Annotated in this window: 16 protein-coding genes; 1 reads left to right on the forward strand and 15 read right to left on the reverse strand. The window is 34.1% G+C overall.

Annotated features, from left to right (window positions below):
- Positions 1-47: 47 nt before the first annotated feature.
- The 15 genes from dut to porW all read right to left on the reverse strand — a co-directional run bounded on the left by dut (position 48) and on the right by porW (position 14,572).
- Positions 48-482: a dUTP diphosphatase gene (dut, locus tag H2O64_RS11455; protein WP_187562342.1), complete on the reverse strand. Its 435-nt coding sequence runs from the start codon at positions 480-482 to the stop codon at positions 48-50.
- Between the two features lie 123 nt (positions 483-605).
- Positions 606-2,069 (reverse strand): MATE family efflux transporter, encoded by a 1,464-nt coding sequence (locus H2O64_RS11460; protein ID WP_187562343.1) that lies wholly within the window; start codon positions 2,067-2,069, stop codon positions 606-608.
- Between the two features lie 517 nt (positions 2,070-2,586).
- Entirely contained in the window at positions 2,587-3,099 is a 513-nt protein-coding gene (locus H2O64_RS11465) for a hypothetical protein (RefSeq protein WP_187562344.1), read from the reverse strand.
- A 210-nt stretch (positions 3,100-3,309) separates the two neighbouring features.
- On the reverse strand, positions 3,310-5,031 hold the full coding sequence (locus tag H2O64_RS11470; protein WP_187562345.1) for a helix-turn-helix domain-containing protein: 1,722 nt from the start codon (positions 5,029-5,031) through the stop codon (positions 3,310-3,312).
- A gap of 382 nt (positions 5,032-5,413) precedes the next feature.
- Positions 5,414-6,274: an ATP synthase F1 subunit gamma gene (gene atpG / locus H2O64_RS11475; protein WP_187562346.1), complete on the reverse strand. Its 861-nt coding sequence runs from the start codon at positions 6,272-6,274 to the stop codon at positions 5,414-5,416.
- 30 nt (positions 6,275-6,304) lie between these two features.
- Complete coding sequence (locus H2O64_RS11480) at positions 6,305-6,646, reverse strand: four helix bundle protein (RefSeq protein ID WP_187562347.1); 342 nt, start codon at positions 6,644-6,646, stop codon at positions 6,305-6,307.
- A gap of 36 nt (positions 6,647-6,682) precedes the next feature.
- Positions 6,683-8,260 (reverse strand): F0F1 ATP synthase subunit alpha, encoded by a 1,578-nt coding sequence (atpA, locus tag H2O64_RS11485; RefSeq protein WP_187562348.1) that lies wholly within the window; start codon positions 8,258-8,260, stop codon positions 6,683-6,685.
- Positions 8,261-8,272: 12 nt separating this feature from the next.
- On the reverse strand, positions 8,273-8,809 hold the full coding sequence (atpH, locus tag H2O64_RS11490) for an ATP synthase F1 subunit delta (protein ID WP_187562349.1): 537 nt from the start codon (positions 8,807-8,809) through the stop codon (positions 8,273-8,275).
- 10 nt (positions 8,810-8,819) lie between these two features.
- A complete protein-coding gene (locus H2O64_RS11495) occupies positions 8,820-9,320 on the reverse strand; it encodes a F0F1 ATP synthase subunit B (protein ID WP_187562350.1) in 501 nt (166 codons plus the stop codon).
- Positions 9,321-9,413: 93 nt separating this feature from the next.
- Positions 9,414-9,602 (reverse strand): ATP synthase F0 subunit C, encoded by a 189-nt coding sequence (gene atpE, locus H2O64_RS11500; RefSeq protein ID WP_013993139.1) that lies wholly within the window; start codon positions 9,600-9,602, stop codon positions 9,414-9,416.
- A gap of 35 nt (positions 9,603-9,637) precedes the next feature.
- Entirely contained in the window at positions 9,638-10,762 is a 1,125-nt protein-coding gene (atpB, locus tag H2O64_RS11505; RefSeq protein ID WP_187562351.1) for a F0F1 ATP synthase subunit A, read from the reverse strand.
- A gap of 82 nt (positions 10,763-10,844) precedes the next feature.
- Positions 10,845-11,243, reverse strand: coding sequence for a DUF6168 family protein (locus tag H2O64_RS11510; protein ID WP_187562352.1), 399 nt, complete (start codon positions 11,241-11,243; stop codon positions 10,845-10,847).
- Complete coding sequence (locus H2O64_RS11515; protein ID WP_317173826.1) at positions 11,236-11,457, reverse strand: AtpZ/AtpI family protein; 222 nt, start codon at positions 11,455-11,457, stop codon at positions 11,236-11,238. Before H2O64_RS11515 ends, H2O64_RS11510 begins: the two co-directional genes overlap by 8 nt.
- Positions 11,458-11,606: 149 nt before the next feature.
- The gene (locus tag H2O64_RS11520) at positions 11,607-12,014 is read right to left on the reverse strand and encodes a bactofilin family protein (RefSeq protein ID WP_187562353.1); all 408 of its coding nucleotides are present in this window, start codon (positions 12,012-12,014) and stop codon (positions 11,607-11,609) included.
- A 38-nt stretch (positions 12,015-12,052) separates the two neighbouring features.
- Positions 12,053-14,572, reverse strand: a complete 2,520-nt coding sequence (porW, locus tag H2O64_RS11525) for a type IX secretion system periplasmic lipoprotein PorW/SprE (protein WP_235982859.1) — start codon at positions 14,570-14,572, stop codon at positions 12,053-12,055.
- 187 nt (positions 14,573-14,759) lie between these two features.
- On the opposite strand from porW, the gene H2O64_RS11530 reads away from it, so the two are divergent.
- Positions 14,760-15,647, forward strand: coding sequence for a LytTR family transcriptional regulator DNA-binding domain-containing protein (locus H2O64_RS11530; protein ID WP_187562355.1), 888 nt, complete (start codon positions 14,760-14,762; stop codon positions 15,645-15,647).
- Positions 15,648-15,649: the final 2 nt, after the last annotated feature.

Consider the following 15,649-nt stretch of genomic DNA (forward strand, 5'->3'; position numbering starts at 1 on the left):
GTTGAATAAATCTAACAACTCAATTCTTATATCTCAATACCAACTTCTTATTTCGTTCCTGTACTTCCAAATCCGCCTGCGCCTCTGTCTGTTGTTGAAAGTTCGCTTACTTCTTGCCATTCCGCACGTTCATGTTTTGCAATAACTAATTGCGCAATACGTTCGCCATTTTCAATTGTAAATGCTTCTTTGGATAGGTTTACAAGAATCACGCCAATTTCGCCTCTGTAATCCGCATCAACCGTTCCTGGGGCATTGAGTACTGTTATTCCTTTTTTCGCAGCTAATCCGCTTCTAGGACGTACTTGTGCTTCGTAACCAATAGGTAATTCTATGAACAATCCTGTTTTGATGATCGCTCTGTCCATTGGTTCAAGTGTTACTGATTCCGATAGGTTTGCACGTAAGTCCATTCCGGCGGAAGCCAAAGTTTCATAATGTGGTAACGCGTGTTGCGATTTGTTGATGATTTTTATGTCCATTGTTTTAGCTTTTATTAGCTGTTGGGGCTTTTTGTTCTTTTTGTTATCTGTTAATTTGTTCTTCGTTGATTTGTTTTTTGTCAAAAAAATCTAAAAATCCAAATATCTAACACGTCTAATAATCTAACTGCCTTTTTTTAAGAGTCGTTTGAGTTCTTTTCGTTCGGATAGATAGACGATTGCCAAAAATACTAAAAGTAATGCAGTTGTGATGATATAATTTCCTCGAAACGCATCATAGAACGCTAAGGCTGATAATATTGCCGCAATGATGATGTAACCGCCAATTTGTTTTAGATTGTAGGGAACAGGATAATATTTTTGTCCCAATATGTACGAAATAATCATCATGCTTCCATACGCCACTAAGGTTGCCCAAGCTGACGCCATGAATCCTATTTTGTCAATCATAACTAGGTTAAAAACGATGGTGACAACAGCTCCAAAGATAGAAATGTACATTCCGTAACTGGTTTTGTCTGTGAGTTTGTACCAAATAGAAAGGTTGTTGTAAATTCCCAAACATAGATTCGCCAATAGAATGATCGGTACAATTGCCAACGCGTCTAAAAATTCAGGTTTACTGATGAGCATTTTTGCAAATAGATCAATGTACGCAACCACAATTAACATAAAGATGGCACCTAGTATCGTAAACCATTTGAGAATGGTAGCATAGTTGTTTTTAGCATTCTTTTCTTTGGCATGATTGAAAAAGAACGGTTCAGCTCCTAATCGAAATGCCATGATGTATAACGTCATAAAAACACCAAGTTTGTAACACCCTGAGTATTTCCCCATTTCGGCATCACCAATTATTTCTCCTAAGAATAGTTTGTCAATGTTTTCGTTGGTTACATACGCCAAACTTCCTATCATGATCGGCATTCCGTAAATTAAGAGTCTTTGGAGTACTTTTTTATCAAATTGCCATTTGATTTTTAGAATGTTTGGAACTAGAAGAATCAAGGTGAGCAGACTTGCAAATACATTAGCCAAGAAAATGTAGATGACTTGCGGTTCTCCTTGTATGTAAAAGTTGAGTGCATCTGGCAGTATTCCTTCCGAAAGGAATCCATTTGGTATCAACCATAAAAAGACAATGTTTAAAACAGCTAAGAATAGAATGTTTAGTATTTTGATTCCTGCAAAGCGAATGGGTCTGTTTGTCACACGCAAATACGCAAATGGTATGACGACAATGGTGTCGAGAAATACAGTCCAAACGAGTATTTTAACGTACATCACTTTTTCAAAACCAAGTGATGTTGTGATTTCGGGTGCAAAACTCAATCCTAAGATTAAGAATATAATCGTTGTAAAAAGCAATGTGATGAACGATGTAGAAATGATTTTTCCTTTTTCTTGTTCTTTACTGAAGAATCGGAAAAACGCTGTTTCCATTCCGTAAGTTAAGAGTGCATTTAAGTATGCTGCGTACACATAGTATTCCGTATTTACCGCATATTTTTCTGTTCCGAAAGCTGCCGTGTGCAATCTTACCAAACCAATATTAATTGCTCGTGGCAAAATTGCCGCAATTCCATAGATGATGGTGTCTTTGAAGAACTTTTTTAGTGCGCTCAAGAAATGTTTTGTTTAAGCGTTAAAAGTATTGATTTCTGCGGGCTTTGCCAAAATGATTTCTTTAATTGTATTTATCTTGAATTCGATGTAGACTTTATTAAAATGAAATATCAGAAAAACTCATTGAAATATGCTCAACATAATGAAATTCATTTTTTTATTTTCGTTTTCTTTGCTTGCCCAAAGAATACTGAATCAAGTTCAGCACAGGCTTCAACAAAAGAAAAGGCACTTTTAGTTCATTCATTTATATTTTAAATTAAGGTATTCATGAATGTAAACATTTCCAGAGGTATTTTTAGTTTTTCTTTTTGTAAAAAACTAAAACCGCATGAATTTTTCTAAATTTTTTAGTTCACGATTTTCTTATTTTAAATCAAGGAGTTCATGAATCTTCGATTTCCAAGGCTTCAAAAATTTTTAACGAAAAACCCCTGCTATACTGCGGAAAAGCAGAAAACCACTCTTGACATTTATATCGAATTTACATTAATTAGTAAACTTATTTCAAGGTAGTTTATTGTTTGTTTTCGGGCGCACTTGGATAGTATACTGGAAATTTGTCTACAATGTTTTTTACTTTGTAATATTTTAATGTTCCGTTTTCTGTGTAACTGATTACACCTTCGTCATTTTCTAAGGTAAATGGAAATTTTCCTTTTAAATGTGGCGGTTCATTTCCGGCTTCGTGTTTGTGATCTTTATGAAGAATGATGTCTTTTTCTGGAGAATTGATAAAGTGTGCCACATATAAACCGTTGTTGTTTGTTGAAGCATCTTCTAGCGTTGTTTTTCTTCCACGGAAGTAGAAATCATTTAGTGTAATTGAGTCTTTGTTTAGATTTTGAATTGTGATATGCACATTGAGCCCGCTACCGCCCTCTTTTTGTCCGGCAGTCCATTCTTGCGCAAAGGCAGAAACGATTTTGAATGGTATTTTTTCTTGCAAAGCGATTTTTTGTGAGGTAGAACAGTTTGTAAAACCTATTAGTAAAAGTATGAAAAGTATCTTTTTGAGGTGTTTGTTCATGGTTTCTTTTTCATTTTTATAACACTTAGACTTGGCTCAGTGTTCTTTATCTATTGTTCAAAAATACTTTTTTAATTTAAGATTTAGCATTCAACATTTATAATTAACACCTTTCTTTTGCCACAAATTCACGAATGTTTATTTGTCATTCCTGCGAAGGCAGGAATCTATTTTGACTCAAAGTGGATTCCGCAACAAGTGCGGAATGAATTATGAACTTTCTAAGCGCTTACTCAACTGTTTTACAAAATACGAAGGAGAAATACCTGTGTTTTTGTAGAACGCTTTGGAAAACGATTCTGTATTGCCAAAACCAGCTTCTTCGGCAATGGCTTTGATGGTATAGTTTCTGAATTTTGAATCTGATTTGAGTTTTGTAATTATATATTGAACGCGCAATTCGTTTAGGTAAGAACTAAAGTTTTTCTCGTAGTGTTTGTTTATGACCTTTGAAAGGTATTTTGGATTCGTTTTTAGCTTTTTTGCCAACGTTCCTAGTGTTGTTTGTTTTGTATATCCTTCTGAAGCTTCAAATTTTGATAATCCTTTTAAAATGTTTTCTACCGTAGACGCTGGAATTTCTAGGTCGTTTTTTACATTGAGTGGAGTCGAAATGTGCTTTTCGAGAATCTCAGAACGCGGCTTTTGATTATTCAGTGAAGCTGAATTATTCATGACAGCTTCAAAACGTTTTTTATAGTATTTCTGACGACGAAACGCGTATACCAACACACCTGAGATGATTAACAATACTGCACTTATGATTCCAAAACTGTATTTCCACGAGCTTTCTTTGGCTTGTGCTTCTTCTAGTAACCGATTGCGTTCAGCAATGATTTGTGGCGTTTCGTATTTCTTTTGAATGGTTTCAGTAACGTACGTATATGTTGAATCTATGATCTTATCTGTTTCTATCAATCGATCATAATATTTGATTTGATTTTCAACATCATTTTTACTTTTGTAATAATCGATGATGTGTTCATACGCAATCCGCATTTCTGGAAAGATATCTTTGGTAGCTTGGTATATAGAGTCTGTTTTTAAGAAATGAAATTGTGCTTTTTCTGGTTGTTTGAGTTTGTCATAGCTTTTTGCTAAATAGTAATTATTCACGGCTTTTCCATGATCATCTTCATAGGGTAATGCTTTTTGTAAGCTATCTAGAACTGCATCGTAATTTCCTAAATAATAATGAGCACTTCCTGCATTAGAAACAAATTTATAATATTCTAAAGTGTCTTTAGTATGAATTGTTTCCAGTATTCCTTTTTTAGTATATAATAAACTTTTATTATAATTTTTAATTCTGATATGTGTCAAAGACAAATTACTTAAAGCGTTAAGATATCTATTTCTGTAATGAATGTTTTTTTTCTTTAAAGGATATAAAAAAGATACTAGTGATTCTTTATATTTCAAGATTTCATCATCTTCTTTCCAATTAGATTTCAATGTTATTATTGCCATTCTTGTATCTAACTCTAATCTATCATTTTTATTAGTTTCTAGATATTTTAGTGCTTTTAGATAATTATCTAACGCTTCTTGATTTTTTCCAAATGTATACAAACAATAACCTTTAAAATAATAGCCTATGGCTGGAAACTTCTTGTGTCCCTTTATATTTTTAGTAATGCTGATAATACTATCAGAATACTTTAAGGCTAAGCTATCATTGTTAAATACTGCTAAAAGATAGTAAGCATCTGCCATTCGTAATCGATTAGCTTCTTTTTTCGCCTTTAACAAGTAGCCTAAAGTATAAATTTTAGAGGATTCAATATTCTCATTCTCGTTATTATCAATTAACTCTTTCAACTCCTCATAACTATACTTCGCTAAAGAATCGTTTTGTTGTTGTTCTTGTGCGTTTAGGAATGCTGTGAAACATAGGAAAAGGAAGAAGAAATAGGAGAATTTTTGTGTCATGAAAATGTATAGCAATTTTTACAAAGATATAGAATGGGGTTTTAGCAAAACGTAACTTTGCTTTTTAACGTATCTTTTTCGATGAAAATTGTGATTCGAAATACATTTTCTTATTCTTGAGTAGATCTCGATACAACAAATCATGGATTTGCCACTCGATCTGACGACGTTTGGAGTTTGATAGAAAGCAAAAAACCTCACGTTTCCGAGAGGTTTTAAATATTGTTAGATTCCTATTGCATCTCGACTGCGCTCGATGTGACATTGGAATGAAAAATTTAGTTGTTTAACGCTTCTGCTGTGTTGAAATTTGACTTCGCTACGCTACGTCTAATTGTTCAACGCTTCCGCTATTTTGTAATTTGACTTCGCTACGCTACGTCTAATTGTTTAACGCTTCCGCTCCACCAACGATTTCTAAGATTTCGTTTGTAATAGCTGCTTGACGTGCTTTGTTGTACGTTAGTGTTAATGAGTCTCTTAGTTCTCCTGCATTGTCCGTTGCTTTGTGCATCGCTGTCATACGCGCACCGTGCTCACTTGCGAAAGAGTCTCTGATTCCTTTGTACAATTGTGTTTTTAATGATTTTGGAATTAATTCTTCAACGATTTCTACTTTTGATGGCTCAAAAACATAATCCGATTGAACGTTTGCATCAGATTCCATCGGTACAATTGGTAAGAATTGTTCCGTCATTACGATTTGTGTCGCTGCATTTTTGAATTTGTTGTATACAATCTCGATTTTATCGTAAGATCCATCTACAAATAAACTCATTAGTTTTTCAGCAATTTCAGCTACATTATCAAAGGTTAACGCATCAAAAACATCACTACGATTTTCAATGATCGTGTTTGTTTTAGATAAGATATCGTTTCCTTTTTTACCAATCGCTAATACATCTACTTGCTTACCTGCGTAAACGTTATTGATTAGATTGTTTGATTGTTTGATAATGTTAGAGTTGAATGCTCCACACAATCCTCTGTTAGATGTAATAGCTACAATAAGTACTTTGTTTACCTCACGTTGATCCGCAAATTTGCTTCCGCTGTCTACATCAAGTGTTGCACTTAAGCTTTGTAGTAATTCTGTAAGTTTGTTAGCATACGGACGCATCGCAGTGATGGCATCTTGTGCTTTTTTCAACTTTGCCGCCGATACCATTTTCATAGCACTCGTGATCTGCATTGTTGATTTTACAGAACTAATTCTATTACGTATTTCTTTTAAGTTTGCCATTTTTGTTAATTATGAATTCAAAATTATGAATTATGAATTTTTAATTATTGTAACTAAAAGCCTTATAAGTTCTTCACATTTAGCTTTTAAATTATTCGGAACTTTCATGGTGGTTTCTTCAATAATGTCTAACCAGTATAAAGTTTCGTCAGCTTCTTTGAGTGCAATTCCTAATTTGTTTTTAAAATCTTTAGTACTTACACCACGTTGTGATTCTCTTATGTTTGCACCTATACTTGTACCACTTCTAATTAATTGACTCGCAATTTCGTAGTCATGGTTTCCTTTTAATTCTTTACAGAAATTAACAATGTCGCAGCCAAAATAAAAGCTTTTATCAACAACGACATTGTTCTTTTCTTTATATGCCATAACCTAATTCTGAATTTAGAATTCTGAATTCAAGATTTAGTTATATTTAGCAGACATTTCTTTACAAACAGTTGTTAATGTGTCTGTAACTTCGTCTGTTAGTTTCCCTGCTTTTAATGTATCTAAAACACCTCTGTGCTTTGCGTTTAAGAATTCAATGAAATCTCTTTCAAATTCTTTCACTTTGTTTACAGGAACGTCTTTTAATAAGTTTTTAGATCCAGCATAGATAATAGCAACTTGGTCTTCTACTGCAAACGGATCATTCTGTGCTTGCTTTAAGATTTCCACGTTACGCTTACCTTTGTTAATTACGTTTAACGTAACCGCATCTAAGTCAGAACCAAACTTTGCGAATGCTTCTAATTCACGGTACTGTGCTTGATCTAGTTTTAACGTACCAGATACTTTTTTCATTGATTTAATCTGTGCGTTTCCTCCAACACGAGATACCGAAATACCTACGTTAATTGCTGGACGAACACCAGAGTTAAATAAATCACCATCTAAGAAAATCTGTCCATCAGTAATCGAAATTACGTTTGTTGGAATATAAGCAGATACATCTCCTGCTTGTGTTTCAATGATTGGTAATGCTGTTAACGATCCACCACCTTTTACGATTGGCTTCAATGAGTCTGGAAGGTCATTCATTTCCTGAGCAATAGCATCATTGTTGATCACTTTTGCCGAACGCTCTAATAAACGAGAGTGAAGGTAGAATACATCTCCAGGATATGCTTCACGTCCTGGTGGACGACGAAGTAATAAAGATACTTCACGGTAAGCAACTGCTTGCTTAGATAAATCATCATACACAATTAATGCTGGACGACCTGTATCTCTAAAAAATTCTCCAATAGATGCTCCAGTAAATGGTGCATATACTTGCATTGCAGCAGGATCTGATGCGTTTGCAGCTACTATGGTTGTGTATGCTAATGCTCCTTTTTCTTCAAGAGTCTTCGCAATAAGTGCTACTGTTGATGCTTTTTGTCCAACGGCAACATATATACAATATACAGGCTCACCTGCATCGTAAAATTCTTTTTGATTTAGAATTGCGTCAATACAAACGGCTGTTTTTCCAGTTTGTCTATCTCCAATTACCAATTCACGTTGTCCTCTACCAACTGGAATCATTGCATCAATTGCTTTAATTCCTGTTTGTAATGGTTCTGTAACTGGCTCACGATAAATAACTCCAGGTGCTTTACGCTCTAAAGGCATTTCGTATGTTGTTCCTTCAATAGGACCTTTTCCATCAATTGGATTTCCTAATGTATCTACAACACGTCCAACAATACCTTCTCCTACTTGGATAGATGCAATTCGTTGTGTACGTTTTACGATTCCACCTTCTTTAATGTCTTGTGAAGGTCCTAATAAAACTACACCAACGTTATCTTCTTCAAGGTTTAATACAATTCCCTCAAGTCCGTTATCAAATTCAACTAATTCTCCGTATTGAGCGTTAGCTAATCCGTAAACACGAGCGATCCCATCACCTACTTGTAGTACAGTTCCAACTTCGTCTAATGAAGCAGTTGCTTCAAATCCTGATAGTTGTTTTTTTAATATTGCTGATACCTCAGCAGCTTTAACTTCTGCCATTCTATTTAGTATTTAATTTTGAGAGAAAGATCGTTTTAGATTATTTAATTGGTTTGCGATGCTTGCATTGTATTGCAAATCACCTAAACGTAAAATAAATCCACCAATGATACTTTCGTCGATTTTGTTTTCTATGATTACTTCGTTTTTAGTAAGATCATTGACCTTAGCTAATACTTTACTTCTTAATTCGTCTGTTAAAGGAATTGCTGTGGTAACCACTGCAAGTTGTTTCCCTTGTGATTCATCAAACAAGATAGCGTATTGTTCCGCGATATTATCTAGCAAGTTAATTCGCTTATTAGCAATTAACGCATCTATCAATCCGTCAGATACAGCATTCATTCCTGTAAAGATTTCATGCAAAGCTGATTTTTTAGTTTCAGGCTTTACAATTGGACTGCTTAGCATAGATCGTAATTCTTTGCTATTCGTCATCGTTTTCACGATTCCGTCCATATCTTTCGCTACAGCTGCTCCTGCTTTTTGATCTTGTGCCAATGCTAAGACCGCTTTTGCATAACGTATTGCTGCTCTAGATCCTGCCATAGTATTGTTATTAGTTTAGTGTAACGTCTTCAAGCATTTTATCTACTAACGATAATTGCTTCTTTTTATCTGCTAATTCACCACGTACCACTTTTTCTGCAATTTCTACAGAGATGTTTGCTACTTGATTTTTTAGTTCTGCTAATGCTGCATGCTTTTCACTACGGATGCTTTCTTGCGCTTGTGCAATCATTTTGTTTGCTTGCTCTTGCGCTTCACCTTTAGCGTCTGCGATCATTTTTTCTTTGATCTCACGTGCTTCTTTTAGCATTCCTTCTCTTTCTGCACGTGCTTCTTTTAAAAGCTTCTCGTTGTCAGATTGAAGATTTTGCATTTCTTTTTTTGCGTTTTCAGCAGCATCTAAAGCTCCTTGAATACCTTCTTCTCTTTCATTTAATGAATTTAAAATAGGCTTCCAAGCATATTTTACCATTATGAAAATTAATAGTAAAAGTAATACTGTTTGGACTAGAAACAATCCTGGTGAAAAATCATTTAATAACTTATCCATTATATAAGGTAATTATAGTGTTATTTCTGTTTAATTTTTAAGTATTTCCTGCAACCAACCGTTGCAGGAGAATACTTAATGTTTTGCTGGTGCTTATTTTCCTAAGAATAAAGCTCCAAATGCTAAACCTTCTAAAAGTGCAGCGATAATAATCATTGCTGTTTGAATTTTTCCTGTTGCTTCTGGTTGACGCGCAATACCTTCCATTGCTTTTCCACCGATTTGCCCAAGACCTATTCCTGCTCCGATTACGATTAATCCTGCTCCGATCAAATTGTACATAATAATTGATTTAAATAATTAAACAAACTCTTTATTTAGTGATGTGCCTCTTCTACAGACATCCCTATAAATAATGCTGATAGCATTGTAAATATATATGCTTGTAAGAAGGCAACTAGCACTTCTATTAATGTGATAAAAAATGATAATACTAATGACAATCCTGTTGCTCCAACAACTCCTAATGATTGTTTTAGTGTAAACATAATCGCAATTAAACTCATCACAACAATGTGTCCTGCTGAGATGTTTGCGAATAAACGAACTAGTAATGAGAACGGCTTAATAACCAATGCTCCTGCCAATTCGATAATTGCCAATACTGGACGTATTAATATAGGAACTCCTGGCATCCATAAGATGTGTCCCCAATAATGTTTGTTTCCACTAGCTGTATAAATAACTAAAGTGAATATTGCCAAACATGCTGTAACTGCTAATTGACCTGTAACGTTGAATCCTAATGGAGTTAATCCTAATAAGTTCAATATCCAGATAAAGAAGAATACTGTCATTAAATATCCTGTAAATCTTCTGTAATGTTTTTCACCAATGTTTGGTCGTGCAATTTCGTCTCTAACATAAATTACTAAAGGCTCTAATACGCGTCCAAATCCTGTTGGCACTTGTCTTTTCTTATATTGACGTGCTAAAGAAGAAAACCACCATAATAATAGCAATCCAACTAACAACACTCCCATTACACTTTTCGTGATAGAAAAATCTAATACTTTGTGTGCATTTGTTGGGTGATGATCTACAAATTCAACTTCATCGCCTGCTTCTATTTCGTAGATTTTACCGTGAAGTTTTACCAATTTCACATTTCCTTTAGTAACTACATACGTTCCATCATCATTGTGATGAAATTCCGATGACATAAATGTTTTGATTCCTCCACTTGTACTTACAATTACGGGCAACGGAAAACCAAAGTGTTTTCTTTCGCCTGCATCATTTGTGTAAGAGAATAGGTTGAAATCGTGTGAATCTTGAATGTGGTGAAGAATGTATTCTTCTACTTCTTTTTTGGTATCTATGATACCACCATCATTCTGATCGTTATTTTTTTTATCGGAATCACTAGCAAATCCATGGAAAGAACATAGTGCTATTGCTAATACTGTAAGAAACTTGATAGATTTTTGTACTATCTTCATAATTGATTTATTCAAAAATTACCCTTCGTAAATTCTGCGCAAAATTAAACAATTAATTAGAAATACCCCTTTTTTTTCAACTTTATTTCGGAGAATGCTTTTTGTTCAAGATTTTGACAATAATATACGCTTCTAAGATTAGAAATAGTGCCATAGGAATGACCATTGAAACTTGCTGTATTTTTGATAGTTTTTCCGCCGTAAATATTGGATTGTAGAAAATAGCACAAAAAACTATTATTTTTAAAACGAAAGATGCTAAGTATATGAAGCCCAATTGCGGACTGATTTTTTCGTTCGTTGCTAACAATGCAAACACAATACATATTTGTAATGAAAAGAATGCGTGAAATGCATACATGCCTCGCAATGAAAAACCTAATACAATTTCGTGACTTTCAATGTAGTAATTGTGAATGTATTCTCCTAAGAAGAATAACAGTCCAAACGCTAACATAAAGATGAAGATTTGCCTAATCATCATTTGTGATTTTTAATACTTGTTTAATGATGAGATACATGGACATGAAAATACCAAAAAGTGTCAGACTTGTTTCCCAAAATGCTTGATCGTATTTCACATCCAGCCAATTTCCTAAATAGTTACAGGCATAAATGGTGAGTCCCATTTGTAATCCTGCGCCACTAAGTCGCATCGCTTTATTCGCTGTTGATTTTGGTTTTTTTTCTTTCACTATGAATTTATTGATATGCAAACATACAAATACATTGTGAAAGGATTTCGGGTCCTATCAATTAAAAAAAAGTTGTAAAATGTTATTGTGATATATACTAAGGTACGTCTATATAAAAATTATAAGACGACAATAAGCTGGAATCAGTATTAGGCCGTTCTATCGGTTTTTTTTCCTTCACTTGATTTGAGTTCTTTGACTCCTGTTTTCATAGCGCAGGTTGCATTAAAAGTTGCTCCTGGCTCTATTGAAAGTTTACTTACTGTTACATTGCCTTCAATAACAGCTGTGCTTTTTAAGGTAAGTAAGTTAGATACTATTAATTCTCCTTCAAAACGTCCTTCAATATCTGCATTCGCACAAATTACTTTGCCCGTAATTACACCACTAGTGCCAATTACTATTTTTCCAGAAGTTTCTACGCTTCCTTCCAAAGTTCCATCAATTCTAAAATCAGCTTCTGAGACGACATCGCCTTTTATGTTGGTTGATTTTCCAATTCGATTTGATTGTCCACGTGTTGATTCGCTATTGCGTTTTTTAGATTCTGAAAACATTGTCTTGTTAATTTGAGGGATTACTAAGTTGTGCTTTGTTACTTTACTTCGTCTAAGTTTTTATGAATTTGTACGATTTGATAGTTCTCAGAAGACATAATTACGTTTTCTTTTTCAACAAGATATTTTTCTCCTGTTTCTAACATATATTCAAAAGTATAGGCTGCTGCTTTTGAATTGAATCCGTGGATTACGATAAATCGTTGACTTCTGTTGTATACATCTTGCGATATGGAAAGCGAATTGTACCCTTTATCTTCAAATGCTTGCGCAATTGTTTTTTCGAGTGCTTCCATAGCTTCAGTTTCGTTTTTCTCAAACGTGTAAATGACTTTAAAGTTGGTTGATTTGTCATCTTTAACCATTACTTTACTGTTCAATTTTGGTAATGACGTTGCTATGATTTCCTGCGCACGTTTTCCTTCTTCATCATTCGGATAGTTCAGTGCTACATAGTTTAATGCTTCTTTGTATGCAACATAACCATCTAATCGAGCAATGATGATTGCTTTCAACATTTCAAATTTTGGCACAATTTCTTCGCCTGTAAATTGCAAAATGTACTTGTCACTCGCTACCAATGCTTGTTCAAATTCCTGATTGACAAATTTCTTATAGGTGTTTGCATATAAACTTTCAGGACTGTTTTCATCTGTAGCTAGAACATCTTGCGGATTGCGTAAGATTTGCGCATAACGACTGTCACCATGATTGCTGAGGATATCATTTTTATATTGATCCGCTTTACTTGGTTGCTCTAAAAGGACATAAATTTTATACAGATTGTATTTTGATGGCAAGATCAATTTTTCCTCCGGATTGTTTTCCAATAGTTGCTCCAATCGGTTTGCAGCCAATTCATATTCTTTAAATTTTTCCTTGTAGATTAATCCTAATTGATAGTAAGCAAAGTTTCGTTCTTTCCCTATACTGTCAATTACTTTTTCTTCTGTTGGAATTTTGTCTGTATAAAAAGCTACCGAATAGATATCTTTTGTTCCTGCATCAGCCGTTGCATTGTCTTCAGCTTTGGTTGTTTTTACAACCGTATTCTTGTCAAATAAACGCCAATTATCTTCTAAAGCACGATCGCCCCATCTTTTTCGGAATTCGTTTTTACCATACGCAACCGTCGTTTGATTGTAAAAGTAAAATTCATCTCCTCCTGTTTTTGGACCAATATCTCGACTTGAAGCAAATTCGTTTGCTGCAAAATTTTGTTTTTGTTCTTCGGCTTCTAATTGAGCCGCTTCTTCAGCTTTTAAGACATCTATATATTCTTGAAAGTATGTGGTTCGTTCTTCTTCAGAGAAATTGACTAATTTTAGAATACTATCGTTTTGCTTCGCAACATCTTCATACGCAATTACATCTTCGAGGTTTGCTCTTTTCTTTTCAATTCTTCTAAATTTTCGCGTATTTTTTTTCAGATTTAACAATGTACTATCGTAATACATTCCTGCATCTTTATATTGCGCTTCATCAAAACGTAAGGCAGCAATATTTTCGTAATCTAATGCTTTTAATTGTTTGTCCGTTTTTGCTTTACGAACTGATTGATTGAAATAGCTTTCTGCCAATACTAATGAATCTTGTGCTAAATGGTATTCTGCCAATTGGCGGTAAATTCTACCCAAAAACGGTCTGTTTTCGCGATCTTCTGCCAAGTCATTGAGCATTTCTAAAAATTCTTCTTTGTTTCCGTTTTCCAGATCAAAATTTCTAGCTTTTTCAACATGTGCGTTAATCATGTATATTCTTGGCGATTTTCTATTGAGCGCAATCACTTTGTCAAACGCCATATTCGCACTGTCTTTGTGTCCTAATTCATTGAATAATTGTCCAATGATATAATTGTAACGACCTTCTTCTTCATGAATTTCCGTTGAAGAAGCGGCGCGTTTCATCACTTGCACGGCGCTGTCTTTATGTTTTAGATTGATGTATGCCTGACCTAATACAGCATTTGCATCAGCATATTCTTGATCGTCTAATTTTTCAAAACGAATGAGTTCTTTCAAATTCGCAATGGCAAATTCTTCATTTTCCAATCGAAGATGTGTTTTTTCGCGCCAAATACGTGTCTGATTTATTTTATCACTATCTGGATATTGTGCTAAGGTATAATTCAAAGCTTCCAATGCAGGAATAAATCGCTGATCGAAGTAACGTGCTTTTCCAAGTAATAAGTAGGCTTCGTCCATTTGCGGATTGCGTTGACGTCCTTTGATATCCATGGAATGCTTCTGAATTGCTTTTACGGCTTTTTCTTCCGCTTTTTTGAAACTTGGATTTCTTCCACCTTGTCCAGGAATGGCTAATTCGTCTTGCACTTCCATGCGTTCTACAGGCAATACTTCCCAATAATTATCAATGAATGAATTCATTAATGCTTCGCGTCCTTCTTCAAATGCTACGTTTCCGTTGAATAATACATTGTATTTTGTAGTGACAGAATGGAAGTTTCTGTTGATAAATGAATTCTTTTTGGTGGAGCAACTAAAGAGTAAAATCCCTAATACTGATAGTGTTACCGATATATATACTGTTTTCTTCAAAGTAGATCTATTTTGTAATTGTAAAACTAAATTCTTAATCATTTAGTATACAGAAGGGTAAAAATACATTTCTTTTTGAAAAATTGCATAAAATGCCACGATAAACTGAGGATTTTTGTCGATTCTAGGTCAGCTAACGCGCTTTTTGTTTTAAAAAATCGTTTTGTTGCCTAACTTTACACGAATCATGTTCAAGATTTTCAACAAACCACATCCGTTTATTTTCAATACATATAGTATTGTAATTCCTGGTATGGCTGCTTTTTTGATTATTCTGTTGTTAGCTCCATTCCAGTTTCAAGAAATAGAAATACTGCAACGAAGTTTGTATGCGCTTTTAATTGCACTTTTTGTGTCTGCCAGTATTTTTTTCACGGTAAAATTGTTACAAAAGTTGTTTCCAGCATTCATGAAAGAAGACAATTGGACGATTGGACGTGAAGTTTTACTTTTTTTAATGGTTATTTTTTTAATCGTTCTTGGAATTTTTGCAAGTATCTTTTTTACGTATACAGGAAACGAATCAATCGTGCAACTGTTTCTGAAAACTACTTTTTTTACAGTATGCATTAGCTTTTTTCCTATTGTAATTTTAGTATTGTTTGAACAGTATCGACAACAAAAAATACAGTTCAATCGTGCGCAAAAATTAACGGAAACACTAAAAGCAGAAAACGAGAAATTACAATCTGAAACTATTCAGTATGCTATTTCTGCAAATCAAATTCAACTAAAAGCGGAAAATGGAAAAGTAGCATTGCAATTATTTCCTTCTGAAATTATCTGTTTACAATCTGATGGAAATTATGTCGATGTTTTTTATGAAGTTGATAAAGTTGTAACCAAAAAACTCATTCGAAATCGACTTAAAAATTTAGAAGAAACCTTGACAACTTCTAACTTTTTTAGGTGTCATCATCGTTTTATGGTGAATGGAAATTACATTACAAAAGTAGAAGGAAACGCACGAAATTTAGAACTTACTCTACGCGGAATTGAGTTTAAAATTCCCGTTTCGCGTGCAAAAGTCAAAGATGTTTCAAGCTTTTTACAAACGCTCAAAAAATCTTCCTGACC

It is taken from the genome of Kordia aestuariivivens, from assembly GCF_014397005.1.
Lineage (GTDB): Bacteria > Bacteroidota > Bacteroidia > Flavobacteriales > Flavobacteriaceae > Kordia > Kordia aestuariivivens.

Bases quoted from the DNA above. Each gene is read 5' to 3' on its own strand.
- H2O64_RS11480 (WP_187562347.1), bottom strand. From the start codon at position 6,646: ATGGCATATAAAGAAAAGAACAATGTCGTTGTTGATAAAAGCTTTTAT.
- H2O64_RS11465 (WP_187562344.1), bottom strand. From the start codon at position 3,099: ATGAACAAACACCTCAAAAAGATACTTTTCATACTTTTACTAATAGGT.
- atpE (WP_013993139.1), bottom strand. From the start codon at position 9,602: ATGTACAATTTGATCGGAGCAGGATTAATCGTAATCGGAGCAGGAATA.
- H2O64_RS11510 (WP_187562352.1), bottom strand. From the start codon at position 11,243: ATGATTAGGCAAATCTTCATCTTTATGTTAGCGTTTGGACTGTTATTC.
- atpA (WP_187562348.1), bottom strand. From the start codon at position 8,260: ATGGCAGAAGTTAAAGCTGCTGAGGTATCAGCAATATTAAAAAAACAA.
- H2O64_RS11495 (WP_187562350.1), bottom strand. From the start codon at position 9,320: ATGGATAAGTTATTAAATGATTTTTCACCAGGATTGTTTCTAGTCCAA.
- atpG (WP_187562346.1), bottom strand. From the start codon at position 6,274: ATGGCAAACTTAAAAGAAATACGTAATAGAATTAGTTCTGTAAAATCA.
- dut (WP_187562342.1), bottom strand. From the start codon at position 482: ATGGACATAAAAATCATCAACAAATCGCAACACGCGTTACCACATTAT.
- H2O64_RS11520 (WP_187562353.1), bottom strand. From the start codon at position 12,014: ATGTTTTCAGAATCTAAAAAACGCAATAGCGAATCAACACGTGGACAA.
- H2O64_RS11530 (WP_187562355.1), top strand. From the start codon at position 14,760: ATGTTCAAGATTTTCAACAAACCACATCCGTTTATTTTCAATACATAT.
- atpH (WP_187562349.1), bottom strand. From the start codon at position 8,809: ATGGCAGGATCTAGAGCAGCAATACGTTATGCAAAAGCGGTCTTAGCA.
- H2O64_RS11470 (WP_187562345.1), bottom strand. From the start codon at position 5,031: ATGACACAAAAATTCTCCTATTTCTTCTTCCTTTTCCTATGTTTCACA.
- atpB (WP_187562351.1), bottom strand. From the start codon at position 10,762: ATGAAGATAGTACAAAAATCTATCAAGTTTCTTACAGTATTAGCAATA.